At 64.6% G+C, this 24989-nt stretch carries 17 protein-coding genes and 1 pseudogene; 4 read left to right on the top strand and 14 right to left on the bottom strand.

The annotated features are described in order from the left end of the window. Position 1: 1 nt before the first annotated feature. Positions 2 to 3901: a phosphoribosylformylglycinamidine synthase gene (gene purL, locus HU748_RS13020; RefSeq protein WP_186720653.1), complete on the bottom strand. Its 3900-nt coding sequence runs from the start codon at positions 3899 to 3901 to the stop codon at positions 2 to 4. Between the two features lie 260 nt (positions 3902 to 4161). On the opposite strand from purL, the gene mltF reads away from it, so the two are divergent. Next, positions 4162 to 5619: a membrane-bound lytic murein transglycosylase MltF gene (gene mltF / locus HU748_RS13015; protein WP_186668769.1), complete on the top strand. Its 1458-nt coding sequence runs from the start codon at positions 4162 to 4164 to the stop codon at positions 5617 to 5619. A gap of 17 nt (positions 5620 to 5636) precedes the next feature. Here the strand turns inward: mltF and tadA are convergent, their stop codons facing one another. The 9 genes and pseudogenes from tadA to treP form a co-directional block, all read right to left on the bottom strand. After that, positions 5637 to 6122 carry a tRNA adenosine(34) deaminase TadA gene (gene tadA / locus HU748_RS13010; protein WP_186668771.1) on the bottom strand — a complete coding sequence of 162 codons (486 nt, stop codon included), beginning with the start codon at positions 6120 to 6122 and terminating at the stop codon, positions 5637 to 5639. Continuing rightward, positions 6122 to 7504 (bottom strand): multicopper oxidase family protein, encoded by a 1383-nt coding sequence (locus tag HU748_RS13005; RefSeq protein WP_186720652.1) that lies wholly within the window; start codon positions 7502 to 7504, stop codon positions 6122 to 6124. Before HU748_RS13005 ends, tadA begins: the two co-directional genes overlap by 1 nt. Positions 7505 to 7666: 162 nt before the next feature. Further along, positions 7667 to 8856: pseudogene (locus HU748_RS13000) on the bottom strand (heavy metal sensor histidine kinase). Between the two features lie 24 nt (positions 8857 to 8880). Further along, positions 8881 to 9483 (bottom strand): alpha/beta fold hydrolase, encoded by a 603-nt coding sequence (locus HU748_RS26610; protein WP_186720651.1) that lies wholly within the window; start codon positions 9481 to 9483, stop codon positions 8881 to 8883. Between the two features lie 253 nt (positions 9484 to 9736). After that, entirely contained in the window at positions 9737 to 10018 is a 282-nt protein-coding gene (locus HU748_RS12990) for a PTS transporter subunit EIIB (protein WP_186720650.1), read from the bottom strand. Between the two features lie 2 nt (positions 10019 to 10020). Next, positions 10021 to 12552 carry a phosphoenolpyruvate--protein phosphotransferase gene (ptsP, locus tag HU748_RS12985; protein ID WP_186720648.1) on the bottom strand — a complete coding sequence of 844 codons (2532 nt, stop codon included), beginning with the start codon at positions 12550 to 12552 and terminating at the stop codon, positions 10021 to 10023. 42 nt (positions 12553 to 12594) lie between these two features. Continuing rightward, positions 12595 to 13815 carry a carbohydrate porin gene (locus HU748_RS12980; RefSeq protein ID WP_186668781.1) on the bottom strand — a complete coding sequence of 407 codons (1221 nt, stop codon included), beginning with the start codon at positions 13813 to 13815 and terminating at the stop codon, positions 12595 to 12597. A gap of 69 nt (positions 13816 to 13884) precedes the next feature. Further along, positions 13885 to 15531 carry an alpha,alpha-phosphotrehalase gene (treC, locus tag HU748_RS12975; protein ID WP_186720646.1) on the bottom strand — a complete coding sequence of 549 codons (1647 nt, stop codon included), beginning with the start codon at positions 15529 to 15531 and terminating at the stop codon, positions 13885 to 13887. A gap of 28 nt (positions 15532 to 15559) precedes the next feature. Next, positions 15560 to 17002 carry a PTS system trehalose-specific EIIBC component gene (gene treP, locus HU748_RS12970; protein ID WP_186720644.1) on the bottom strand — a complete coding sequence of 481 codons (1443 nt, stop codon included), beginning with the start codon at positions 17000 to 17002 and terminating at the stop codon, positions 15560 to 15562. Positions 17003 to 17221: 219 nt separating this feature from the next. Between treP and treR the strand changes: the two genes are divergently transcribed. After that, the gene (treR, locus tag HU748_RS12965; protein WP_186720642.1) at positions 17222 to 17926 is read left to right on the top strand and encodes a trehalose operon repressor; all 705 of its coding nucleotides are present in this window, start codon (positions 17222 to 17224) and stop codon (positions 17924 to 17926) included. A 33-nt stretch (positions 17927 to 17959) separates the two neighbouring features. On the opposite strand, the gene guaA is transcribed toward treR, so the two are convergent. The 4 genes from guaA to HU748_RS12945 all read right to left on the bottom strand — a co-directional run bounded on the left by guaA (position 17960) and on the right by HU748_RS12945 (position 22543). Then, positions 17960 to 19537: a glutamine-hydrolyzing GMP synthase gene (gene guaA, locus HU748_RS12960; protein ID WP_186720640.1), complete on the bottom strand. Its 1578-nt coding sequence runs from the start codon at positions 19535 to 19537 to the stop codon at positions 17960 to 17962. Positions 19538 to 19615: 78 nt separating this feature from the next. Next, positions 19616 to 21085, bottom strand: a complete 1470-nt coding sequence (guaB, locus tag HU748_RS12955) for an IMP dehydrogenase (RefSeq protein ID WP_054895167.1) — start codon at positions 21083 to 21085, stop codon at positions 19616 to 19618. A 101-nt stretch (positions 21086 to 21186) separates the two neighbouring features. Further along, positions 21187 to 21738, bottom strand: a complete 552-nt coding sequence (locus tag HU748_RS12950; protein ID WP_054895166.1) for a hypothetical protein — start codon at positions 21736 to 21738, stop codon at positions 21187 to 21189. 49 nt (positions 21739 to 21787) lie between these two features. After that, positions 21788 to 22543, bottom strand: coding sequence for a sulfite exporter TauE/SafE family protein (locus HU748_RS12945; RefSeq protein ID WP_186720638.1), 756 nt, complete (start codon positions 22541 to 22543; stop codon positions 21788 to 21790). A 228-nt stretch (positions 22544 to 22771) separates the two neighbouring features. Here HU748_RS12945 and xseA point away from each other — a divergent pair, with 228 nt between their 5' ends. Then, positions 22772 to 24151 carry an exodeoxyribonuclease VII large subunit gene (gene xseA, locus HU748_RS12940; RefSeq protein WP_186720636.1) on the top strand — a complete coding sequence of 460 codons (1380 nt, stop codon included), beginning with the start codon at positions 22772 to 22774 and terminating at the stop codon, positions 24149 to 24151. A 3-nt stretch (positions 24152 to 24154) separates the two neighbouring features. Continuing rightward, positions 24155 to 24982, top strand: a complete 828-nt coding sequence (locus tag HU748_RS12935; protein ID WP_186711603.1) for a M23 family metallopeptidase — start codon at positions 24155 to 24157, stop codon at positions 24980 to 24982. Positions 24983 to 24989: the final 7 nt, after the last annotated feature.

The following is a 24989-nucleotide window of genomic DNA, read 5'->3' as shown; positions in this document are numbered from 1 at the left end:
CTTAGTTCACCCACACCCGCGCGTTGCGGAACATGCGCATCAGCGCGGCGTCTTCCTGCCAGTCATCCGGACGCCAGGAGTTCTGCACGGCGCGGAACACACGCTCAGGGTGCGGCATCATGATGGTGACGCGACCGTCGCGGCTGGTGAGGCCGGTGATGCCCCGTGGCGAACCGTTCGGGTTGGCCGGGTACTGCTCGGTGACCTTGCCGTGGTTGTCGACGAAACGCAGGGCCACGCAACCGGACAGGTCGGCTTCCAGCAGCGCCTCTTCGCTGGCGAACTCGGCATGGCCTTCACCGTGGGCGATGGCGATCGGCATGCGCGAACCGGCCATGCCCTGCAGGAAGATCGAGTTGGACTTCTGCACCTCGACCATGGCTACACGCGCTTCGAACTGCTCCGAGCGGTTGCGCACGAAGTGCGGCCAGTACTCGGTGCCCGGGATCAGTTCGTGCAGGTTGGACATCATCTGGCAACCGTTGCACACGCCCAGGGCGAAGCTGTCGGTACGCTCGAAGAAGGCCTGGAAGGCATCGCGGGCACGGCTGTTGAACAGCGCCGACTTGGCCCAGCCTTCACCGGCACCCAGTACGTCGCCGTAGGAGAAGCCACCGCAGGCGACCAGGCCCTTGAAGGCTTCGAAGTCGACACGACCGGCGAGGATGTCGCTCATGTGCACGTCGATGGCGGCAAAGCCTGCACGGTCGAAGGCCGCAGCCATCTCGACCTGGCCGTTGACGCCCTGCTCACGCAGGATCGCCACTTGCGGCCGCACACCCTTCTTGATGTAAGGCGCGGCAACGTCGTCGTTGACGTCGTAGCCGAGCTTGACCGACAGGCCTGGATTGTCCTCTTCGAGCAGGACATCGAACTCCTGGTCGGCGCAGTCGGCGTTGTCGCGCAGGCGCTGGATCTGGTAGCTGGTCTCGGCCCACTGGCGCTGCAGCATGCGGCGGTCATCGTCGAACAGCACTTCGCCGTTCAGGCTGATGGACACCTCACCGTTGTTGACCGGCTTGCCGATCACCGCGACGCACTCCTCGCCCAGGCCGGCGGCGCTGAACTGGGCCAATACGTCCGGAGTGGCGTCCTGGCGAACCTGGATGACCGCGCCCAGCTCTTCGTTGAAGAGGATGGCCGGCACGTCGCCCTTGCTGTCGGTCAGCGGATCGAGTTGCAGGTCGAGGCCGCAATGACCGGCGAAGGCCATTTCCAGCACGGTGGTGACCAGGCCGCCGTCGGAACGGTCGTGGTAGGCCAGCAGGTGACCGTCGGCGTTCAGGCCCTGGATCACGGCGAAGAACGCCTTGAGGTCTTCGGCGTCGTCGACGTCCGGTGCCTGGGCGGCGATCTTGCCGTAGGTCTGGGCCAGGATCGAGGCGCCCATGCGGTTCTTGCCGCGGCCCAGGTCGATCAGGATCAGGTCGGTTTCACCCTTGTCCATGCGCAGTTGCGGGGTGAGAGTCTTGCGGATGTCGGTGACCGGGGCGAAGCCTGTGATGATCAGCGACATCGGCGAGGTGACGCTCTTCTCGACGCCCTCGTCGCTCCACTTGGTCTTCATCGACATCGAGTCTTTGCCGACCGGAATGGTAATGCCCAGCTCGGGGCACAGCTCCATGCCGACAGCCTTGACGGTGTCGTACAGGCGCGCGTCTTCACCCGGGTGGCCGGCAGCGGACATCCAGTTGGCCGACAGCTTGATGTCGGACAGCTTGTCGATGCGCGAGGCGGCCAGGTTGGTGATGGTTTCGCCGATGGCCATGCGCCCGGACGCCGGGGCATCCAGCAGTGCCAGCGGTGTACGCTCGCCCATGGCCATGGCTTCGCCGGTGTAGACGTCGAAGCTGGTGGCGGTGACGGCGCAGTCGGCCACCGGCACCTGCCACGGGCCGACCATCTGGTCGCGGGCGACCAGGCCGGTGATGGTGCGGTCGCCGATGGTGATCAGGAAGCTCTTGCTGGCCACGGCCGGGTGGCTCAGCACGCGCTGCACAGCCTGGTCGAGGTCCAGCTCGCTCGGGTCGAAATCATCGCCCAGCTCGGCTTCGCGAGTGACCGAACGGTGCATGCGTGGCGGCTTGCCCAGCAGCACGTCGAGCGGCATGTCGACCGGCGTGTTGTCGAAGTGGCTGTCGGTGACAGTCAAGTGCTGTTCTTCGGTGGCCTCGCCGACCACCGCGAACGGGCAGCGCTCACGCTCGCAGATGGCCTTGAAGCGCTCGAAATCGACGGCGCTGACGGCCAGCACGTAACGCTCCTGCGATTCGTTGCTCCAGATTTCGTGCGGGGCCATGCCCGGCTCGTCGTTGGGCACGTTGCGCAGCTCGAAGCGGCCACCGCGGCCACCGTCGTTGACCAGCTCCGGGAAGGCGTTGGAGATGCCGCCGGCACCGACGTCGTGGATAAAGGCGATCGGGTTGGCGTCGCCCAACTGCCAGCAGCGGTCGATGACCTCCTGGCAGCGGCGCTCCATTTCCGGGTTTTCGCGCTGTACCGAGGCGAAGTCCAGGTCAGCCGAGCTGGCACCGGTGGCCACCGACGAGGCAGCGCCGCCGCCCAGGCCGATCAGCATGGCCGGGCCACCGAGCACGATCAGCTTGGCGCCAACGGTGATCTCGCCCTTCTGCACGTGGTCTTCGCGGATGTTGCCCATGCCGCCAGCGAGCATGATCGGCTTGTGGTAGCCGCGTACTTCTTCACCGTGCGGGGTGTTGATGGACTGCTCGAAGGTGCGGAAGTAACCGGTCAGGGCCGGACGACCGAATTCGTTGTTGAACGCAGCGCCGCCCAGCGGGCCTTCGATCATGATGTCGAGGGCGTCGACGATACGCTCCGGCTTGCCGTAGGCCTGCTCCCATGGCTGCTCGAAGCCCGGGATGCGCAGGTTGGAGACGGTAAAGCCGGTGAGGCCGGCCTTGGGCTTGGCGCCCCGGCCGGTGGCGCCTTCGTCGCGAATCTCGCCGCCGGAGCCGGTGGAGGCGCCGGAGAACGGGGCGATGGCGGTCGGGTGGTTGTGCGTCTCGACCTTCATCAGGATGTGCACCGGCTCCTGCACCGCACCGTACTGGCGGGTTTCAGGGTTCGGGAAGAAGCGGCCGGCGACGTTGCCGACGATCACCGAGGCATTGTCCTTGTACGCAGACAGCACACCTTCGTTGTGCATCTGGTAGGTGTTCTTGATCATGCCGAACAGGCTCTTTTCCTGAGCCTGGCCGTCGATGTCCCAACTGGCGTTGAAGATCTTGTGGCGGCAGTGCTCGGAGTTGGCCTGGGCGAACATCATCAGCTCGATGTCGTTCGGGTTGCGCTTGAGCCCCTGGAAAGCGTTGACCAGGTAGTCGATCTCGTCTTCGGCCAGGGCCAGGCCCAGGTCGACGTTGGCCTGGGCCAGGGCGGCGCGGCCACCTGCGAGAATGTCGACCGAGGTCATCGGCTTGGGCTGGGCGTGGCTGAACAGGTCAGCGGCCTGTTCCAGTTGCGTCAGCACGCGCTGGGTCATGCGATCGTGCAGTTCGGCCGCGACCTGCGCGGCGTCGGCGTCGCTGAGCGAGCCGGCAACGTAGTAGGCGATGCCGCGCTCCAGGCGCTGGATCGACTGCAGGCCGCAGTTGTGGGCGATGTCGCTGGCCTTGGAAGCCCAGGGCGAAATGGTGCCCAGACGCGGCACGACCAGGAACAGGCGGCCGCTCGGCTCCTGTACCGGCACGCTCGGGCCGTACTTGAGCAGACGCCCCAGCACCTGCTGCTGGTCGGCGGTCAGCTCGCCGTCGACGTCGGCGAAGTGGGCAAATTCGGCATACAAACCAGTAACAGCGGGGACTTTCTGGCTCAGTTGCTCGAGTAATTTACCGTGGCGAAAGGCAGAAAGGGCAGGAGCGCCGCGCAGGATCAACATCGTCGGGACAGCCTCAGGAAGGGGTGTGCTTAGAGGCCGTGCATTCTAGCCTAATTCGACGGCTTTCGGCACCCGCCAGAGGGCAATGCTGCCGGGCGGCGGAACCGGACCTGGGGGTCAGAATTCTACGGCCTGGCCGGAGGGGTTTTCGCCTGAGCGATCCCCTGAAGGCAAGCACCCGCAAACACATGACCCGCTACCAGACAAGCTAACGGTTGTCGAGATATGGCGCGGGCGGTCCTTTGCGTATACTGCAACCTATGTTCGCCCACACTGCTTTGCGCCAGCGCTGCGCCAGATGGCTCTTCGCAACCGGACTCTTCCTGATGCTCGGTGCCTGTGTTGAAAAACCCAGCACCCTCGAGCGCGTGAAGGAGGACGGCGTGCTGCGCGTCATAACCCGCAACAGCCCGGCCACCTACTTCCAGGACCGCAACGGCGAAACCGGTTTCGAATACGAGCTGGTCAAGCGTTTCGCCGACGATCTCGGCGTCAAGCTGGAGATCGAGACCGCCGACAACCTCGACGATCTCTTCGACCAGTTGGGCAAGCCTTCCGGCCCGGTGCTGGCCGCCGCCGGCCTGGTCAGCAGTGAGCAACGCACCACCCAGGCGAAATTTTCCCACCCGTATCTCGAAGTCACCCCCCAGGTCATCTACCGCAACGGCCGCTCCCGCCCCACCGAACCCAAGGACTTGATCGGCAAGAAGATCATGGTGCTCAAGGGCAGCAGCCACGCCGAACAGCTGGCCGAACTGAAGAAACAGTATCCGACGCTTGAATACGAAGAGTCCGACGCCGTGGAGGTGGTCGACCTGCTGCGCATGGTCGACGAAGGCCAGATCGACCTGACACTGGTCGACTCCAACGAGCTGGCGATGAACCAGGTGTACTTCTCCAACGTGCGCGTGGCCTTCGACCTGGGTGATGCCCGCGACCAGCGCTGGGCCGTGGCGGCCGGCGAAGACAACAGCCTGCTCAACGAGATCAACGAGTTTCTCGACAAGGCGCAGAAGAACGGCACGCTTCAGCGTCTGAAAGACCGTTATTACGGCCATGTGGACGTGCTTGGCTACGTCGGTGCCTACACCTTCGCCCAGCACCTGCAGCAGCGCCTGCCCAAGTATGAAAAGCACTTCAAGAGCTACGCCAAGGTCGAGCAGGTCGACTGGCGGCTGCTGGCGGCGATCGGTTACCAGGAATCGATGTGGCAGCCCGAGGTGACCTCCAAGACCGGCGTACGCGGCCTGATGATGCTGACCCAGCGCACCGCCCAGGCCATGGGCGTGTCCAACCGGCTGGACCCGAAGCAGAGCATCATGGGTGGGGCGAAATACTTCATGCTCATCAAGGAGCAACTGGACGACAGCATTCAGGAGCCGGACCGCACCTGGTTCGCCCTGGCCGCCTACAACGTCGGCAGCGGCCACCTCGAGGACGCCCGCACACTCGCCAAGCGTGAAGGCCTGAACCCGAACAAGTGGCTGGACGTGAAGAAGATGCTGCCGCGCCTGTCGCAAAAGCAGTGGTACAGCAAGACCAAGTATGGCTACGCCCGCGGCGGCGAGCCGGTGCACTTCGTGGCCAACATCCGTCGCTACTACGACATCCTCACCTGGGTGACCCAGCCGCAGCTCGAAGGCCAGGTGGCCGAGGGCAACCTGCATGTGCCGGGGGTCAACAAGGACAAGCCGGCGGAACAATCACCGCCGATGTAAGCCCGCGAAAAGGCCGGTCAAGGTTTAACCTTGGCCCGTCGGGCCTTGAAGAACTCGGTCAGTATTGCCCCGCACTCCTCAGCCAGTACCCCGCCTTCAACCATCACCCGGTGGTTGAGAAAGCCCTGCCCGAAGAACTGCCCCTGGCTCTGCACCACCCCGGCCTTGGGTTCCAGCGCCCCATACACCACCCGCTCGATTCGTGAATGGACGATCAGCCCCGCACACATGCTGCAGGGTTCAAGGGTCACATACAGGGTGCTGCCCGGCAGCCGGTAGTTGCTGACAGCCTTGGCCGCATCGCGGATGGCGACCATTTCGGCGTGGGCGCTGGGGTCACTGTCGGTGATGGGCCGGTTGAAACCTCGGCCAATCACCTGCCCCTGCTGCACCAGCACCGCACCTACCGGCACCTCGCCCAGCAAGGCGCCTTCAGCCGCCAGTTCCAGGGCCAACTGCATGAATGCCTGATCGCCGCTGCGATCGATGATCCGCGGACGCATCAGACCACCGCGATCGCGGCCATCAGGCCGGTTTCCATGTGGTCGATCACATGGCAGTGGAACATCCAGGTGCCCGGGTTATCCGCCACCAGCGCCACCTGGGCACGTTCGTTCTTGCCCAGCAGGTAGGTGTCGGTGAACCAGGGCTCGGTGATCTTGCGGCGATTGGAGGCGATCACCTTGAAACTCATACCGTGAAGATGGATAGGGTGCTGGTACTGGGTCATGTTCTTCAGCTCGAAGATATAGCTGTTGCCCTTTTTCAACGTGGCGATCGGCCGGTCGGCGCAGGTCTTGTCGGTGATGTCCCAGGCCTGGCCGTTGATCTGCCACAGACTCGGTGGCTTGCCATTGTCGGTGTTCACCGAAACCTTGCCCGCCCACTCGAAATTGAAGTTCAGCTTCTCGGCGTTCTCCAGGTCCGGCTCGGCGATCGGGTTCGGCGGCAACGCCTTGGGCCAGTCGCCCGGCGCCTCGCTGCTGGCGACCGAACGCAATGTGCCCAGGCGCACGAAACCGTCGCGCAGGGAAATCTCCTCGCCGGCCTCGGGAATTCGGATGGCCAGGCAGATGCGCATGCCGGGGCCCAGCCAGTAATCGTCCTCGAGCGGCCTCGGGGTCACTGGGTTGCCATCGAGCGCATAGACCATCGCCTCGTAGTTGCCCTTGAGGTTGATGCGGTAGGTCCAGGTGTTGTCCAGGTTGAGCAGCCGCACGCGCACCACTTGGCCCGCAGGCAACTCGGTGACTGCCTCGGCCTTGCCGTTGATGGTGATCAAGCGGCCAGCCGTGCCATTGCGCGCCGCTTCGCGAGGCACACTGAATGGCATGAATTCGCCCTGTTCGTCCACGTGCCAGGTCTTCAGGCTCAGGGTGCGTTCATACCGGAAACCCGTCGGCTCGCGCTCCTCGACGATCAGCGGCCCGACCAGGCCGCGCCCCAGCTCTTCGGAGCTGCTGACATGCGGGTGATACCAGTAGCTGCCGGCATCCGGCACACGGAACTTGTAGTCGAAGAACTCGCCCGGCTTGACCGGCAGTTGCGACACATAAGGTACGCCGTCCATTTCCAGCGGCAGGCGGATGCCGTGCCAATGGATGGTGGTTTCCACCGGCAGGTGATTGATGAAGCGTACCCGCAACCAGGTGCCCTGACGCACCCGCAACTCGGTGCCCGGTGCCGACGGCCCGAAAGCCCAGGCTTCGGTCTTGAATCCGGGGACCAGCTCGACATCCAGGGGCGCCGCGATCAGCTCGTAGTCGTGCCCGGCATTGTCGTCCTCGACCTTGCCCAGCCAGTAGCGAGCCGCGCCTCCGGCGCCCAGGCCAACCACGACGAGGCCGGTGAGGCCCTTGAGCATTTGTCGACGGGTAAAGGACATACGTGCAGGCACCTCGTTTTGCGCAATCAAGCTGCCAGCACCGCTGGCAATGAAGGGCGAATACGATACACCTGCAATTGAGAAAGATTAAGTGAACTGTTGTCGCGCTGCTGCACCAGGCCGGCTTCAGCGGTATCGAGATGGTCTATTGCGCGCTGTCCTTCAAGGGCTGGGTGGCCTATGGTGGCTGACACGCGGGAACGCGAGGGTGAAACAGGTCGAACCCTCGCTGCTTTCGGCCCAGCAGTGCCCCTGGTGCAATTGCATGATCGACCGCACGATCGACAGGCCCAGCCCACTGGACTGTGACGAATGCTGGCGCGAGGCATCGACCCTGTAGAAACGTTCGAACACGCTTTCAAGGTGCTCAGGCGCAATTGCCTGCCCACGGTTACGCACCTGGATCAACACCTCATCGCCCTGCTCACCGGCGGTCACCTCGATGACACTGCCCTGCTCGGCAAAGCGCACCGCATTGGCCAGCAGGTTGGCCAGTGCCCGGCGCAGCAACGCGGCGTCGGCCCAGACCGTGCCTTCGCCATGCCATACCAGCCGCACGTCGCGCTCGCAGGCGAGGTCTTCGAAGTAATCGCACAGACGCCCCAACTCCTGGGCCAATTCAAGCCCGGTGCGATCGATGGGGTGGTCGGCATGTTCGGCGCGGGCCAGGAACAGCATGTTGTCGATCATCCGCGACAGCCGTTGCAACTCTTCGAAGTGCGAGCCCAGCAGGTGCTGGTAGTAATGCGGTTCACGCACCTGACCGAGGCCGACCTCAGTCTGGCCCAGCAGGTTGTTGATGGGTGTACGCAGGTCGTGGGCCATGTCGGCACTGACCTGCTTGAGCTGCTCGAAACCGCGTTCGAGCCGCGCCAGCATGGCATTGAACTGCTCGATCAGGGCATCCAGCTCGGCGGGTGCATCGTCGCGCTGCAGCCGCTGCGACAAGGTGCCGACGCCAATGGTTGCCGTCTGGCGCGCCAACCGGCGCAGTGGCGACATGCCGCGGCGGGCAGAGGCGTGACCTGCGGCACTTCGCGGCGCCCTGGGTTGACCTCCAGCAGTGGCGCCCCGGCGACCGGCCGGATAACCAGCAAGGATTCGGTATTGCCCAGCATGTTGGCAAACAGCTGCGGCTTGTCACGCACCAGTTCTCGGGCATCCATGTCACGCAGCAAGGTACGGATCTGCTCGACGCGGGTCAGCAGCGCTCCGTCGTCACGCAGCGCCAGTTGTTGCCCGAGTGCGACATACAGTGCGCCGCCCAGCAGAGCCAGGGCGACGACGGAAAAGGTTGCCAGCAATACCGCCAGGCGCACGGTCAGCGACAGGCGCCTCGAGCTCGCAGCGATAGCCAACGCCGTGCACGGTATGGATCAGGCGCACCGCAAAGGGTTCGTCGACTTTTTGAACTCCTTGCTGGTCAGGTCGATGCGAATGCCTGCGCGTTCGCAGCGGTGCTTGCCGAGATCCAGGCGCAGGTCGCCGGCGAAGTCGTTGACGAAGGCATTTTCGCTGAGCATGCCGTAACCGTCCGCCGACCACTGCAGGCCAGCCCCAGCCGGCGCTGCCGGGAAGCGCTTGGTCAATGCAGGGTAGTCTTCGCCCGCTTCCGGGGCACGGGCGGCGATGTAGACCAGGCCTTTGACCTTTTCGGCATCACCGGCCTGGCTGATGACCATGCCGCCGTAGGAGTGACCGACCAGGATCACCGGGCCGTCCTGCTGGGCGAGCGCCCGATTGACGGCCGCGACGTCGTCGTCGAGCGAGGTGGTCGGGTTCTGGACTGCGGTCACGTGCAGGCCTTTGGCTTGCAGCAACGGAATCACCTTGGACCAGCTGGACGCATCGGCGAACAGGCCGTGAACCAGCGCGATGTTCTTCACTTCCTGCGGCGCGGTATCGGCGGCCCAGGTAGAGGTGGCGCCGAAAGCAGCGCCGGCGAGTGACGGGGCAAGGACGAGCGAGCGGAGTTTCATGGGTGTTCCTCTGGGTGCGTACGGGAGTGAGCTCACTGTACGAAGCCAGGGGAAACCGGGGCATGACCCGGTCATTACAAAAGAATGACGGAGCTGGGCGTGCCTGTTCGGGCGTCATCGCGGGACCAGCCCGCTCCCACAGAATGGACTGCCCCAAAGGTTGGACACCAATCCAACCTTTGGGGGCAGTTCAGAGGCACCATGATCTTGCGCCTGTGGGAGCGGGCTGGTCCCGCGATAGGGCCGGATCAGGCTACACAACCCCCACCAGCAGGTGCACAACCCCACCCGCCAGCACCATGACCCCGGGCACCCCGGCCGCCTTCAGCGCGCCCTCATCCAGCTTCGCCGGGTCCAGCAACTGCACGCGCACGCGGGTCAACGCGACGCGCTGCTGCGACTTGAGATTCCCCGCCCCGCCCAATGCCGCCAGCACGTCTGGCAACAGCTCACCGACCGCCGCCGGCGCGGGCTCCTCGGCAATCAGGTCCGGCGTCAGCGCCTTCCAGAATGCCCGCTGCAATTTCTCGAACATGCTCAGCCCTCCACGGCCAATGAGGTTTCGACGTCACGTGCCTGATAGCCGAGCAGGGCTTCGCGCACCTGATCGGCCTCCTCCAGCCCCAGCACCTGACGCGCCAGTTGCTGGCAATCCTGCAGGTCCATCTCGCGTACCCGGGCCTTGATGGTCGGAATCAGCGGCACGCTGACCGACAGTTCGTCCACCCCCAACCCCAGCAGCACCGGCACCGCCAGCGACTCCGACGCCAGCGCGCCGCACACCCCGACCCACTTGCCATGGGCATGGGCCGCCTTGACCGTGGTGCCGATCAGGCGCAGCACCGCCGGGTGGAAACTGTCGGCCTGGCCGGCCAGGCGCGGATGGTCGCGGTCCATGGCCAGGGTGTACTGGGTCAGGTCATTGGTGCCGATGGAGAAGAAATCCACCTCCGGCGCAAACACATCGGCCATCAGCGCCGCTGACGGCACCTCGATCATGATTCCCAGCTTGGGCAGGTTCGCCAGGCCGAGGGCATGCGCTTCCTCCTGCAGGATCTTGCGGGCCTGGCGCAGTTCCGAGAGCAGGCTGACCATCGGCAGCATGATGTGCAGGCGAGCCTGGCCTGCACTGGCGAGGATGGCGCGAAACTGCTCGCGCAACAGTTGCGGGCGCTCCAGGCACAGGCGGATACCGCGCAGACCGAGGAAGGGGTTCTGCTCGACCGCCATCGGCACATAGGCCAGCGGCTTGTCGCCGCCGACATCCAGGGTGCGCACCACCAGGTTGCGCTCCGGGCCCAATGCCTGGGCGATCGCGCTGTAGGTATCGGCCTGCTCCTGCGGACTGGGCGCACGGTTGCGGTCCAGGTAGAGAAACTCCGAACGCAGCAGGCCGACGCCTTCGCCGCCCAGCTCCACCGATTGTTGTGTCTCCTGCTGCGAGGCGACGTTGGCCGTCACCTCGATCCGATGCCCATCACGGGTGATCGCAGGCGCCTGTGCCTGCTGCAGGTCCTGGGCGCGCCGCAGGCCCTGTTGCTGGCGATCGATACGCTGACGCTCGATGGCCGCGGGGTCCGGGCTCAATTGCAGCTCGCCCTTGTCGGCGTCGAGCAGCACCTGGGTACCATCGGCCAGCGCCAGCACGCTCGCTGGCACGCCACAGATCGCCGGCAGCCCCAGGGCCCGGGCGAGGATCGCCACATGGCTGGTCGCACCACCACCCACGGTGACGAAGCCCAGCACCTTGTCGGGGTCGAGGCTCGCGGTCTGCGACGGGGTCAACTGCTCGGCCACCAGGATCGCCTGCTCGGGCAGGGTCCAGGCGCTGTCCGCAACGCCAAGGATCAACTTCAGCACCCGCTGCCCGACATCCGTGAGGTCGGCGGCTCGCTCGGCGAGCAAGGCACTGCCCAGCCCCTGGAACAGCGCACCGGTTGCCTGCGTGGCGCGGTTCCAGGCGAACGCGGCGCTCTTGCCCTCGGCCAGTAACTGATGGGCCTGCTCAAGCAGGGTCGGGTCTTCCAGCAGCTCCTGGTGGGCCCGGAAGATCTCGGCCTGGGCCGCGCTACCCGCCTTGGCTTGCATCGCCTGCAGTGCAAGATCGGCCTCTTGCAGGGCGCGGTCGAGCGCGGCGCGTTCCAGCGCCTGCCCGACACCCGATTCGCTGATCGACAGCTCAGGCTCGACAACCTGGACCACCTGTCCAAACGCCGAGCCGGGCGAGGCGCAGACGCCACGCAACAGGGTTTCCTGCTCGGGGTCCGCCACCACCTGCTGATCCTCGCCAACAAGGTTCACCACCTCGCCACAACCTTCCAGCAACAGTGCGCTCAATGCGGCGAGCGCTGCTTCGGCGTCCTCGCCCGCCGCACTGACCTGCACGGCATCCCCCTGCGAGGTCTGCAGCGCCATGATCGCCACCAGCGACTTGGCATTGGCGCTCTCGGCGCCCTTGTGCAGGCAGATGCTCGCCTTGAAACCCTTGGCCGCCTGGGCCAGCACCGCCGCCGGACGCGCATGCAGGCCGTTGGCATTGGGCAGCATGAGTGGCCGGGTGAACAGTGCCTCACCCTCCTCCTCTTGCGCCTGCTGTTCACCCGCCTGCAGGGCCACACGCAACACCGGCTGCGCCTGTTGCACCAGGCTGCCGTCGTCGGCCAGCACGGTGAACGGCTCGCCACTGACCACCAGCATCAGCGTCAGCAAGCTGCGCGCATGCAGGGCGATATAGTCGGCATCGAACTCGATCAGTGGTTGCCCTGCCTCGACCCGCTGGCCTTCCACGACCAGGCGGGTGAAGCCCTTACCCGCCAGGTTCACGGTGTCCAGGCCGACATGCAACAGCACCTGCACGCCCTGGTCATCGGTGATGCTGACGGCATGGCCGCTGTCCTGGATATTGCTGACCGTGCCTGCGAGCGGCGCACAGAGCACCGAGGAAGTCGGATCGAGGCACAGGCCATCGCCGACCAGGCGGCTGGAGAAGACAGGATCGGGCACCTTGTCCAGGGCAAGCAGCACCCCGGACAGGGGAGCCAGCAGTTCCAGCGGTTGGGATGAGGTCATGACGTCACCTGCTGTCGTGTTCTTGAAAGTCATCGGAGCGGTCTACTTCCACCAGTACTCGATCTGCACACCGACGTTGGCGCCATGGCGCGCGGTGCCGTACGAGCCGGTATCGGACAAGGCGGAACCCGCCGCCAGTTCATTGGCTGCACGCTTGGCCGCCTCGTTCCAGGTGGCGTAGGTGTAGTACAGGCGGATTTCCGGGCGCGCCCAGAACTCGGGGCCCTTGGGCGACCAGGTCGGGGCGAAGGTGAACTTGCTGAGCTTGCGGGTACCACCGCTGGCATCGATCTGATCATGCCCCAGCTCGGCCACCAGCTTGAACTGTTCGCTGATGGCATAGGCCGGGCGCACGCCCAGCGACATCCAGGTCTGATCCTGGCTGCCAGGGCGGATATCCTTCTGGTAGACGGCCTCGACCTGGCCACCGAAGCGCGGCGTCACCTGCCAGTCGAAGAACTCCACCACCCGGTAGCTCTTGCTGCTGTCGTCCAGTGCGGTATTGCCGGTGTAGCCAAGGCCGGTGCCCGGCCCTTCGCCGTACTGCAGGGCGAACTTGTTGCGGCCACCGAGGAAGGGTTTCTGCACGTGCTGCGCGGTCACCGCCCAGCCAGTATGGGTGTCGCGACCTCCGGCCTTGTCGATGTAGCTCAGGCCCAGTTCCAGCTCGCCATCAGGGTTGGTCTTGAAGCCGGCGACGTTGAAGTCGTGGCGGGTGGCGTATTCCTTCTGGTACAGGTTGTCCTTGCGCGAGATCGCGTAGCTGTACCTGAGGTCGCCGATCTTCACATCCTCGATCCCGCCGCCCGTGGCGCTCTGGTTCCAGTAGTAGAAGTCGGAAATGTGGATGTCGTTGCGCTTGTAGTAGCGCCGCCCGGCCCAGATCGAACCCCCATTGAGGCTGGGCAGGTTCGACCACTGCGCATACATCTGCGGCATGCGCGCGCTGCCGTGGTCGTCGCCCTGGAACTGCAACGAGCGGTCGTACTTGTTGTACAGCGAGGCCATGGCATCGACGCTCAGCACCGAACCGTCGTCGAAAGTCAGCAGGTCCTGGCGCAATTCCAGCTCGGCGTACTGCTCGCACTCGTTGCCCAGGCGGTACTTCGAAGGTGCACCCGGCAACTGGAAGCACTGCTGCGGACCACTGCCGGTGGAGGTGCCGGCGCCGCTGCGCAGGTAGCCGGCAAACTCCAGGGCCTGGGCGGCAACGGGAACACAGAAACAGGACGCGACGAGGCCGAGCTTTATTGTTGTTCTCATGAAGCACTCCGGTATTTTTATTATGGTGTTCCAGCCCCCCGCACTCCCGGACGGGGGTATTGCAAAGGCTCAGTCCTTCAGGTGCAGCACGAACGATTCGTAGGGCCGCAAAGCAATGCTGGCGGTACGCTGAGGGCAGTCGGGGTAATTGCTGATCAACACGCGCTGCTCGGTGCCATCGACAATCAGGCCGTCCGGTAGACGGATCTGGCAGGGGTTGGCGTAGAAGTTGTTGAGCACCAGCAGGCGCTCGCCCTGGCCCTCGCGCAGGTAGGCCCAGACGTGCGGGTGGTCGTCCAGCAACAGGCGGTACACCCCGTCCTGGATCAGCGGCTCACGACGGCGCAGGGCGATCAGCGCGCGGTAGTGGTGCAGCACCGAGTCGGGATCGTCCAACTGCTGCTCGACGTTGATCTGCGCGGCATTGGCTGCAACACCGATCCATGGCTCGGCGCTGCTGAAACCGGCGTGCGCCCCGGCAGTCCACTGCATCGGCGTACGGCCGTTGTCGCGCGACTTCTGCATGATCGCCGCCATGCTGTCGGCTTGTGAAATCCCGGCATCGCGCTTGAGGCGGAAGATATTCAGCGTCTCGACATCGCGGTACTGGTCGATGTGCTCGAAGCCCGGATTGGTCATGCCCAGCTCTTCGCCCTGGTAGATGAAGGGCGTGCCCTGAAGGAAATGCAGCGCGTTGGCGAGCATCTTCGCCGACACCACGCGGTATTCGCCGTCGTGGCCGAAACGCGAGACCACCCGCGGCTGGTCGTGGTTGCACCAGAACAAGGCGTTCCAGCCGCCGCCGGCCTGCATGCCCACCTGCCAGTCGGAGAGGATCCGCTTGAGCTGCAGAAAGTCGAAGTCGGCCTTCACCCACTTCTGCAGGTTGGGATAGTCCACCTTCAGGTGATGGAAGTTGAAGGTCATCGACAACTCCTTCGACGCCGGGCTGGAATAACGCACGCAGTGCTCCAGGGTGGTCGAGGACATCTCGCCGACGTTGATCAGGTCGTGGCCTTCGAAGACTTCGCGGTGCATTTCCTGGAGGTAGTCGTGCACGTTCGGGCCGTCGGTGTAGAAACGTCGGCCATCGCTGTGGTCTTCGGGGAAGTCGGCGGGCTTGGAAATCAGGTTGATCACATCCAGGCGGAAGCCGCCCACGCCCTTGTCGCGCCAGAAGCGCATCAGCTTGTACACCTCGGCGCGGACCTTGGGGTTGTCCCAGTTGAGGTCGGCCTGGGTGTGGTCGAACAGGTGCAGGTAGTACTGGCCGGTCTGCGCTTCGTATTCCCAGGCCGAACCGCCGAACTTGGATTCCCAGTTGTTCGGCTGGTCGCGCCAGATGTAGAAATCGCGGTAAGGGTTGTCGAGGCTGCTGCGTGCCTGCTGGAACCAGGCGTGCTCGATCGAGGTGTGGTTGACCACGATGTCGAGCATCAGCTTGATGCCGCGCTTGCCGGCCTCGCGGATCAGCAGGTCGCAATCGTCCATGCTGCCGTAGCTGGGATCGATGGCGTAGTAGTCGCTGATGTCATAGCCGTTGTCGCGCTGGGGCGAGCGCAGGAAGGGTGTCAGCCACAGGCACTCGACCCCCAGCCACTGCAGGTAGTCGAGCTTGTCGACCACGCCGAGCAGGTCACCGGTGGCATTACCCCCGTGGCTGTGGAAGCTTTTCGGGTAGATCTGGTAGATCACCTGGTGTTGCCAGTCTTGCATGGTGGATTCCTCGACGACGATTGCAGGGTCAGGCGACGCGATAGCCTGGGCGGACGATCTTCACGCTCAGGGCGCAGGTCAGGACGAACGGCACGACAATGGCCACGAACATGCCGAGGATGAAGGTCGGGATGTACTGCGGAATGATCGAGATGAAGCCCGGCAACCCGCCCACACCGATTGCCGAGGCCTGCACCTTATTCAGCGACAGCACGATGCTGCCCAGGGCCGAGCCCAGCAGGGCGGCGTAGAAGGGAAACTTGAAGCGCAGGTTGACGCCGAACATGGCAGGCTCGGTGATGCCGAAATAGGCCGAGATCGCCGAGGTCGAGGCCATGCTCTTGTCCCGTGCGTTGCGGCTCATGTAGAACACCCCGAGCGCAGCGCTGCCCTGGGCCAGGTTGGACATGACGATCATCGGCCAGATGAAGGTGCCACCCTGGGTCGAGATCAGTTGCAGGTCCACGGCCAGGAACATGTGGTGCATGCCGGTGATCACCAGTGGCGCATAGAGCATGCCGAAGATCGCCCCGCCGACCATGGGCGCCAGGTCGAACAAGGTCACCACGCCCTCGGTGATGAGGATGCCCAGGTGGCGGGTGACCGGGCCGATGACCGCCAGCGCCAGCACGCCGGTGAAGACGATGGTAGTGATCGGCACCACCAGCAGCTGGATGGCATTCGGCACCCGGGCGCGCAGCCATTTCTCGATCACGCTCATTACGTAGGCGGCCATCAGAATCGGCAGGATCTGCCCTTGGTAGCCGACCTTCTCGATCTGGAACCAACCGAAGATGTCGAAGTACGGCAGGCTCTGGCCGTCGAGACCTGCGACGGCCTTGCCGTAGTTCCAGGCGTTGAGCAAATCGGGGTGCACCAGCATCAGGCCCAGCACGATACCGAGGATCTCGCTGCCGCCAAAGCGCTTGGCCGCCGACCAGCCGACCAGCGCTGGCAGGAACACGAACGAGGTGTTGGCCATCAGGTTGATCAGGCTCCACAGCCCGTCGAGATTGGGGTACGCCTCCAGCAGCGTCTTGCCCTCGATGAACATGCCCTTGGCGCCCATCAGGTTGTTCACGCCCATCAGCAGGCCGGCAATGATCAGCGCCGGCAGGATCGGCATGAACACATCGGAGAACACCCGAACCAGGCGTTGCATGGCGTTGGCCTTATCGCCACCGGTTTTCTTCACGTCGGCGATGGTCGAGGCCGCCATCCCGGTTTCCTGGCGCAGCGCGGCATAGACCCGCTCCACTTCGCCAGGGCCGATGACGATCTGGAACAGCCCGCCGGTGAAGAACGAGCCCTTGACCAGGTCGATGCGGGCGAGCGCGGCGCGGTCGACCTGGGCCGTGTCCTTCACCGCCAGACGCAGGCGGGTTACGCAATGGGCAGCTTGTTCGAGGTTGTCGCGGCCCCCGAGGCTCTCGAGAAGGTCGCGGGCAATCTGCGGGTAATCGTGGCTCATGCTTGTTCTTCCATTTTTGGAATTCTTGTTATGCAGAGTTCTGTGGCAGCACGCCGAGAGCAAAAGTACTCGTACAGACGAGTTAAAGCAACAACTCGTCTGTACGAGTTGTAAAATGTCATTTTCAACCGGGCACAACGACACCTCGGCCATGGACAAAACGGCCCCGGCCCCCTTAAGGTTCCTGGCTTGAACGCGGACGCGGCACAGAGCCATCTCATGAGCAAATACAACCAGATCTACAGCGATCTGCTTGCCAGCATCACCACCGAACGCCTTGAGCGCGGCACCCGCCTGCCCTCGGAAACCGAGTTGATGGACGCCTACCAGGCCAGCCGCGGCACCGTCCGCCGGGCCATCGAGCAACTGCAGGAGCGCGGCTTCGCGCAGAAGATCCACGGCAAGGGCACGTTCGTGCTCTCACCCAACCCGATCGAGTTCCAGCTCGGCGGCATCGTCAGTTTTCACGAGACGCACCTGGACCTGGGCGACGATGTCGGCACCGAGGTGGTCGAGTTCAGCCAGTTCCCGCTCGAGGGCGCCCTGCTGCAGCACATCGAAGCCGAACCCGGCAGCCTCATCACTCGTATCAAGCGGGTGCGGCGCATTGATGGCAAACGTGTGATCCTGGACATCAACCATTTCGTCGCCGACCTGATCCCGGGGCTGGACCAGGCGATTGCCGGGCATTCGATCTACGCCTACATCGAGCAGACCCTGCAACTGCAGATCAGCTACGCCCGCCGCACCATCGAGGCGCAGCCGCGCAGCAAGGACGACAAGGCCCTGCTCGACCTGGACGGGCAGAGTCACGTGATCGTGGTGAGCAACCAGACGTTCCTGCAGGATGGGCGGCAATTCGAGTACACCGAGTCGCGGCATACGCTGGACAAGTTCTACTTTTCGGATATTGCGCGGCGGTAACAAAAAGGGCGCCTTTGCGGCGCCCTCTTCACATCATTCCCACTCGATCGTCGCCGGCGGCTTGCTCGACACGTCGTAGGTCACCCGCGAGATACCGTCGATCTCGTTGATGATACGGCCGCTGACAGTCTCCAGCAGCTCGTACGGCAGGTGCGCCCAGCGTGCGGTCATGAAGTCCACGGTCTCGACGGCGCGCAGCGCGACGACCCAGGCGTAGCGACGGCCATCGCCGACCACACCGACCGATTTCACCGGCTGGAACACCACGAATGCCTGGCTGGTCTTGTGGTACCAGTCGGCCTTGCGCAGTTCTTCGATGAAGATGTGGTCGGCGCGACGCAGAAGGTCGGCGTACTCTTTCTTCACTTCGCCGAGGATGCGCACGCCCAGGCCTGGGCCCGGGAATGGGTGGCGGTAGACCATGTCGTACGGCAGGCCCAGTTCCAGGCCGATCTTGCGCACTTCGTCCTTGAACAGTTCACGCAGCGGCTCGACCAGCTTGAGGTTCATTTCCTCCGGCAGGCCACCGACGTTGTGGTGCGACTTGATCACGTGGGCCTTGCCGCTCTTGGCGCCAGCCGACTCGATCACGTCGGGATAGATGGTGCCCTGGGCGAGGAACTGGATGTTTTCCAGTTTGCTGGCTTCGGCATCGAACACGTCGATGAAGGTACGGCCGATGATCTTGCGCTTCTTCTCCGGGTCGGCCTCACCGGCCAGGTTGTCGAGGAACTGCTGCTCCGCATCGGCACGGATCACCTTGACGCCCATGTTCTCCTTGAACATGGCCATCACCTGGTCGCCTTCGTGCAGGCGCAGCAGGCCGTTGTCGACGAATACGCAGGTCAGCTGGTCGCCGATGGCGCGGTGCAGCAGCGCGGCAACCACCGAGCTGTCGACGCCGCCAGACAGGCCCAGCAGGACGTTGGCCGAACCGACTTGCTCACGCACCTGGGCGATGGCGTCTTCGACGATGTTGGATGGGGTCCACAGGGCTTCGCAGCCGCAGATGTCCTGGATGAAGCGCGAGAGGATGCGACCGCCCTGCTTGGTGTGGGTCACTTCCGGGTGGAACTGCACGCCGTAGTAGCCGCGGGCATCGTCGAACATGCCGGCGATCGGGCAGCTCGGGGTGCTGGCCAGCACGTGGAAGTCGCCCGGCATCTGGGTGACCTTGTCGCCGTGGCTCATCCACACGTCCAGGCCCAGTACGCCGTCAGCGTCGACATGATCTTCGATGCCGTCGAGCAGGCGGCTCTTGCCGACCACGTCGACGCGGGCGTAACCGAACTCGCGCAGCTCGGAACCTTCGACCTTGCCGCCCAGTTGCTCGGCCATGGTCTGCATGCCGTAGCAGATGCCCAGCAGCGGTACGTTCAGGTCGAACACCGCCTGCGGTGCACGCGGGCTGTTGGCTTCGTGGACCGACTCGGGGCCACCGGCCAGGATGATGCCGCGCGGGTTGAAGGCGCGGATCGCTTCATCGTCCATGTCGAACGGGTGCAGTTCGCAGTAGACACCGATCTCGCGCACGCGGCGGGCGATCAGCTGGGTGTACTGGGAACCGAAATCGAGGATCAGGATTCGGTGAGCGTGAATGTCGAGGGCCATGACTCAATCTCGTCAGTGGAAATCGGAAACGACGCGGGGCTGTTCGTGACAGCCCCGCTCTCGGTTGTTGCTGAAGCCTCAGCCTACGCGGTAGTTAGGGGCTTCCTTGGTGATCTGCACGTCGTGCACGTGGGACTCGGCCATGCCGGCACCGGTGATGCGCACGAACTCCGGCTTGGTGCGCATCTCTTCGATGGTCGCGCTGCCGGTGTAGCCCATGGAGGAACGCAGCCCGCCCATCAGCTGGTGGATGATCGCAGCCAGGGCACCCTTGTAAGGGACGCGGCCTTCGATACCTTCCGGAACCAGCTTCTCGGCACCGGCCGAGGAGTCCTGGAAGTAACGGTCCGAAGAACCCTGCGCCTGTGCCATGGCACCCAGCGAGCCCATGCCACGGTATGCCTTGTACGAACGGCCCTGGAACAGCTCGACTTCACCCGGGGCTTCTTCGGTACCGGCGAACATCGAGCCCATCATCACGCACGAGGCGCCAGCGACGATGGCTTTGGACAGGTCACCGGAGAAACGGATACCGCCGTCGGCGATCAGTGGCACGCCAGTGCCTTCCAGTGCTGCGGCGACGTTGGCGATGGCGCTGATCTGCGGCACGCCGACACCGGCGACGATACGGGTGGTGCAGATCGAGCCCGGGCCGATGCCGACCTTGACCGCATCGGCGCCGGCTTCGGCCAGGGCCTTGGCGGCGGCACCGGTGGCGATATTGCCGCCGATCACCTGCACCTGCGGGTAGTTCTCCTTGACCCAGCGAACGCGGTCGATCACGCCTTTGGAGTGGCCGTGTGCGGTGTCGACCACCACCACGTCGACGCCAGCGGCAACCAGTGCCGCGACACGCTCTCCTGTGTCCTTGCCGGTGCCGACTGCAGCGCCGACGCGCAGGCGACCCTGGTCGTCCTTGCTGGCCAGTGGGTAGGCCTTGGCTTTTTCGATGTCCTTGACGGTCATCATGCCCTTGAGGGCGAACTTGTCGTCGACGATCAGGACTTTTTCCAGGCGGTGCTTGTGCAGCAGCTCGCGGACTTCGTTCTTGTCGGCGCCTTCGCGGACGGTGACCAGACGCTCCTTGGGGGTCATCACGTCGCGTACCTTGGCTTCCAGACGCGTCTCGAAACGCACGTCGCGGGAGGTGACGATACCGACCAGGTCACCGTTCTCCAGCACCGGAACACCAGAGATGTTGTTCAGGCGAGTCAGGTCGAACAGGTCGCGTACGGTGGCGTCGGCATCGATGGTGATCGGATCCTTGACCACGCCAGCCTCGAACTTCTTGACCTTGCGCACTTCGCCGGCCTGCTGTTCGATGGTCATGTTCTTGTGGATGATGCCGATGCCGCCTTCCTGAGCCATGGCGATGGCCAGGCGCGCTTCGGTCACGGTATCCATGGCGGCGGAAACCAGTGGAATGTTCAGCTCGATGCCACGGGTCAAACGGGTCTTGAGACTGACTTCATTGGGCAGTACCTCGGAGTAACCAGGTACAAGGAGGATATCGTCGAAGGTCAGGGCTTCTTGGCTGATACGCAGCATCGCGGGGGCTCCCGTGCGGGAAAAATGGAAGCGCGCCATTATACTCATCCATGGCGCGCCGCTCAATGCAAAAAAGGGGCCTTCGGTCCAGTTCCTGCCGCTCAGGCCACCTTCACCTGCACCACGGCGACCGGCTGATCCAGCCAGTCGGCGAAACTGTCGAGGAACGCCTGGGTAAACCCGGCCTCGCCCCAGTTGTTGAAGATGAACCCCAGGTTGGAAAAGGCACAGGGTTGCAGATACAGAAAGCCGTTGATGTCATCCTCGAAGCCGCACAGCGGGCAGGTGAAGTTGTCACTGACTCCGGGCATCCACTCTTCCAGACTTTCGAACAGCGGCTCGCCCACCTCACGCCGACACTCAGGGCATCCCGCTTCCTCGCGAAAACCGTCGGTGGGGGTATAGATGCAGCGCTTGAGCATCACCTCCAGGCCGTTGACTGGCTCGCCGAAGGGCAGTTTCTCGGGATGCAGCGCCACCTTGCGCGCGCCTTGGGCCAGGGCGTGGCCCATGCGATTGCCGGTGCGCCCGCAGGTGCTCAGTTGCTCCTCGACGATCTTCTCGCGCACCAGCCAGCGCAGGATCGCCCGTGCGCGGGCCTCGTGAACCGGAACGGTGGACTGCTTGGGGACGATGATGCTCTGGGTGTTCATGAACGGGACGGGCCTGAGACTGCGGTAATCGCGTAAGTCTACGCCCTGCTCAGCCGCTCAGGTAGCGACCGATCAGCGCCACCCCGCTGGCCAGCACCAGCCAGGTGACCAGCCGCACGAAGGCTTCGCGGGACAGTTTCAGGCTCAGGCGCCTGCCGACCCAGAGCCCTGCGAACATCACAGGCAGCAAGCAGGCTGCCAGCATCAACAGGCTGGCGTCGGCATAGACCCCGGCAATCAGGAACAGCGACAGGCGCACCAGGGTGCTGCAACTGATCAGCGCGCTCTGGGTGGCGCGTACCTGCTCCTTCACCTCCAGCCGGGCGCTCAGGTAGATCGCATAGAGGAAGCCGCCGCTGCCGAACAGCGCACCGAACAGCCCGCCCACCGTGCCCATCGGCACCGCCCACAGGCCCGACAGCCTGGCCGGCCGGACCTTCACCGCCAGGCTGTAGATGGCATAGGCGGTGACGAACAGGCCCATCAGCAACAGCAGCAGGTCGGATTTCAGGTGCAACAGGAACACCACGCCCAGTGTACAGCCCACTGCCATGCACGGCAGCAAACGCAGCAGTTCGCCGCGAACCACATCGCGGCGCGAGGGCAGCAGGTTGCCGAAGGCGGCGACGAAGTCCAGCAGCACCAGCAGGGGGATGATCCGCGACAACGGCATGAAGTGGATCAGCACCGGGCCGGCTACCAGCGCGGTGCCGAAGCCGGCGATGCCGAAGACGACGTAGGCGGCGGCGATGGCCAGCAGGATCGGGAGCCATTCCAGTGGGGTGGCGGGGAGAAGTTCGAGCATCGTGCCGGGTCCTGAGGCAGTCCTTTGGGGGTGGGCTGGAGCTTACAGGAATTGGCGGGGGCTCGAGAGGCGTGAGGGGGTTCAAGGGGCCTGGCTTGGATTCTGCGGCGCTCGATCTCAAGATCCCCGAAAATCCCAAGCCAGGCCACAGACCGCCCAGATGCTATCTGCGCCCAACCTCCTCTGCCCCTTGATACCCCCCCCACCCTCCCCCTTATCATGCCCGCCATGATCAGAGACCCTTTCGAACGACTCGGCCTGGACCGCGAGGTCCTCACCGTCAGCCAGCTCAACGGCCGCGCCCGTGTGCTGCTCGAAGACGTGTTCCGCAGTGTCTGGGTGGAAGGCGAGATATCCAACCTCGCCCGCCCGGCCTCCGGCCACCTGTACTTCACCCTCAAGGACAGCGGTGCCCAGATCCGCTGTGCATTGTTCCGGCAGAACGCTGCCAGGGTCCGCCAGGCCCTGCGTGACGGCCTGGCGGTCAAGGTACGCGGTAAGGTCTCGCTGTTCGAGGGGCGCGGCGATTACCAGTTGATCGTCGATACCGTCGAGCCCGCCGGTGACGGCGCCTTGCGCCTGGCCTTCGAGGCGCTGAAGGAAAAGCTCGGCAACGAAGGGCTGTTCAGTGCCGAACGCAAGCAGCCGCTGCCGGCTCACCCGCGCCGCATCGGCATCGTCACCTCGCCAAGCGGCGCGGTGATCCGCGACATCATCAGCGTCTTTGCCCGCCGTGCACCGCAAGTCGAGCTGAACCTGGTCCCCACGGCAGTACAAGGACGCGAAGCCATCGGCCAGATCGTCCGCGCCTTGCAACTGGCCGACAGCCTTGGTTTCGATGCACTGATCCTGGCCCGTGGCGGCGGCTCGCTGGAAGACCTCTGGTGCTTCAACGAAGAAGCCGTCGCACGTGCCATCGCCGCCTGCGTGACCCCCATCGTCAGTGCGGTGGGCCATGAGACCGACGTGTCGATCAGCGACTTCGTCGCCGACGTGCGCGCCCCGACCCCTTCGGCGGCCGCCGAATTGCTCGCACCTGACAACAGCGGCCTGCAGCAACGCCTCGACAGCCTGCAACGGCGCCTGTTACTGCGCATGCAGCACCGCCTGAGCCACGATCGCCTGCGCCTGGAAGGCCTGGCCCGTCGCCTGCGTCACCCCGGCGAACGCCTGCGCCAGCAGGCCCAGCGCCTGGATGACCTGGACATGCGCTTGCGCCGCGCCTTCATGCTCGACATGAACCAGCGCCAGCAACGCCTGGGCCGCCTCGACACGCGCCTGGCCGCGCAGCATCCCGGGCGCACCCTCAAGCTGCTCGGACAGCGCCTGGACAGCCTCGCCGAGCGTCTGCCGCGGGCCATGCGCGAAACGCTCAAGGACCGCCGCCAGCGCTTCCAGGCGCAATTGCAGACGCTGCAGGTGGTCAGCCCGCTGGCCACCCTGGCCCGCGGCTACAGCATCCTGCTCGACGAACGCGGCCAGGCCATCCGCAGCGCTGCCCAGACCCGCAACGGCCAGCGCCTGACCGCGCGCCTGAACGAAGGCGATCTGCAGGTTCGGGTCGAAGACAACCACCAGACTCCGGTCACCCTCTCTCTACTGGACTGACACATGCCCCGTCTGCTTGCCCCCCTGCTCGCACTCTGCGCCCTGCTGCTGGCCAGCACGGCCCAGGCCAGCTACATCACCCGCACCCTCAACAAGCCAGTCCCCGGTGGCGTGGCGGTGGTCGACCTCGGCCCCGCCGCCAGTGCACCGAGCGCGCGCTTCGACGGCAAGCCGGTGCTGGTGGTCAAGGAACAGGACACCTGGCTGGCCATCGTTGGTATCCCGCTGACGCAGAAACCCGGCACAGCCACCCTCACCCAGGGCGCACGCTCCCTGCCCTTCAGCGTGGGCAGCAAGAAATACCCCGAGCAGCACATCACGCTGAAGAACAAGCGCCAGGTCAATCCCGAGCCGGATGACCTCAAGCGCATCGACCGCGAGCTGGCCGAGCAGGTCAAGGCATACCGCAGCTTCAGCCCGGGCATGCCGAGCAACCTGATCCTCGACAAACCGGTCAACGGCCCCCTGTCGAGCAAGTTCGGCGTGCGCCGCTTCTTCAATGGCGAGGAGCGCAACCCCCACGCCGGGCTGGACTTCGCCGTGCCCGCCGGCACCCCGATCAAGACCCCGGCCAACGGCAAGGTGATCCTGGTTGGCGACTATTTCTTCAATGGCCGCACGGTGTTCGTCGACCATGGCCAGGGCTTCATCAGCATGTTCTGCCACATGTCCAAGGTCGATGTGCAACCGGGGCAGGTGCTGCGCCGCGGCGACGTGGTCGGCAAGGTCGGCTCCACGGGCCGGGCAACCGGGCCGCACATGCACTGGAACGTCAGCCTGAACGATGCTCGAGTGGACCCGGCGATCTTCATCGGAGCGTTCCAGCCCTGAGATCGGT

Origin of the sequence: Pseudomonas sp. RW3S2 (assembly GCF_014268955.1) — a bacterium.
Taxonomy (GTDB): domain Bacteria; phylum Pseudomonadota; class Gammaproteobacteria; order Pseudomonadales; family Pseudomonadaceae; genus Aquipseudomonas; species Aquipseudomonas wayambapalatensis.
Note: the sequence above shows the minus strand (reverse complement) of the source record. Positions and strands in the feature narration are given on the sequence as shown.

What these genes read in the sequence shown, in the direction of transcription:
- purL (WP_186720653.1), bottom strand. Translation starts at nt 3,901, where the DNA reads ATGTTGATCCTGCGCGGCGCTCCTGCCCTTTCTGCCTTTCGCCACGGT.
- mltF (WP_186668769.1), top strand. Translation starts at nt 4,162, where the DNA reads ATGTTCGCCCACACTGCTTTGCGCCAGCGCTGCGCCAGATGGCTCTTC.
- tadA (WP_186668771.1), bottom strand. Translation starts at nt 6,122, where the DNA reads ATGCGTCCGCGGATCATCGATCGCAGCGGCGATCAGGCATTCATGCAG.
- HU748_RS13005 (WP_186720652.1), bottom strand. Translation starts at nt 7,504, where the DNA reads ATGTCCTTTACCCGTCGACAAATGCTCAAGGGCCTCACCGGCCTCGTC.
- HU748_RS26610 (WP_186720651.1), bottom strand. Translation starts at nt 9,483, where the DNA reads ATGAAACTCCGCTCGCTCGTCCTTGCCCCGTCACTCGCCGGCGCTGCT.
- HU748_RS12990 (WP_186720650.1), bottom strand. Translation starts at nt 10,018, where the DNA reads ATGTTCGAGAAATTGCAGCGGGCATTCTGGAAGGCGCTGACGCCGGAC.
- ptsP (WP_186720648.1), bottom strand. Translation starts at nt 12,552, where the DNA reads ATGACCTCATCCCAACCGCTGGAACTGCTGGCTCCCCTGTCCGGGGTG.
- HU748_RS12980 (WP_186668781.1), bottom strand. Translation starts at nt 13,815, where the DNA reads ATGAGAACAACAATAAAGCTCGGCCTCGTCGCGTCCTGTTTCTGTGTT.
- treC (WP_186720646.1), bottom strand. Translation starts at nt 15,531, where the DNA reads ATGCAAGACTGGCAACACCAGGTGATCTACCAGATCTACCCGAAAAGC.
- treP (WP_186720644.1), bottom strand. Translation starts at nt 17,002, where the DNA reads ATGAGCCACGATTACCCGCAGATTGCCCGCGACCTTCTCGAGAGCCTC.
- treR (WP_186720642.1), top strand. Translation starts at nt 17,222, where the DNA reads ATGAGCAAATACAACCAGATCTACAGCGATCTGCTTGCCAGCATCACC.
- guaA (WP_186720640.1), bottom strand. Translation starts at nt 19,537, where the DNA reads ATGGCCCTCGACATTCACGCTCACCGAATCCTGATCCTCGATTTCGGT.
- guaB (WP_054895167.1), bottom strand. Translation starts at nt 21,085, where the DNA reads ATGCTGCGTATCAGCCAAGAAGCCCTGACCTTCGACGATATCCTCCTT.
- HU748_RS12950 (WP_054895166.1), bottom strand. Translation starts at nt 21,738, where the DNA reads ATGAACACCCAGAGCATCATCGTCCCCAAGCAGTCCACCGTTCCGGTT.
- HU748_RS12945 (WP_186720638.1), bottom strand. Translation starts at nt 22,543, where the DNA reads ATGCTCGAACTTCTCCCCGCCACCCCACTGGAATGGCTCCCGATCCTG.
- xseA (WP_186720636.1), top strand. Translation starts at nt 22,772, where the DNA reads ATGATCAGAGACCCTTTCGAACGACTCGGCCTGGACCGCGAGGTCCTC.
- HU748_RS12935 (WP_186711603.1), top strand. Translation starts at nt 24,155, where the DNA reads ATGCCCCGTCTGCTTGCCCCCCTGCTCGCACTCTGCGCCCTGCTGCTG.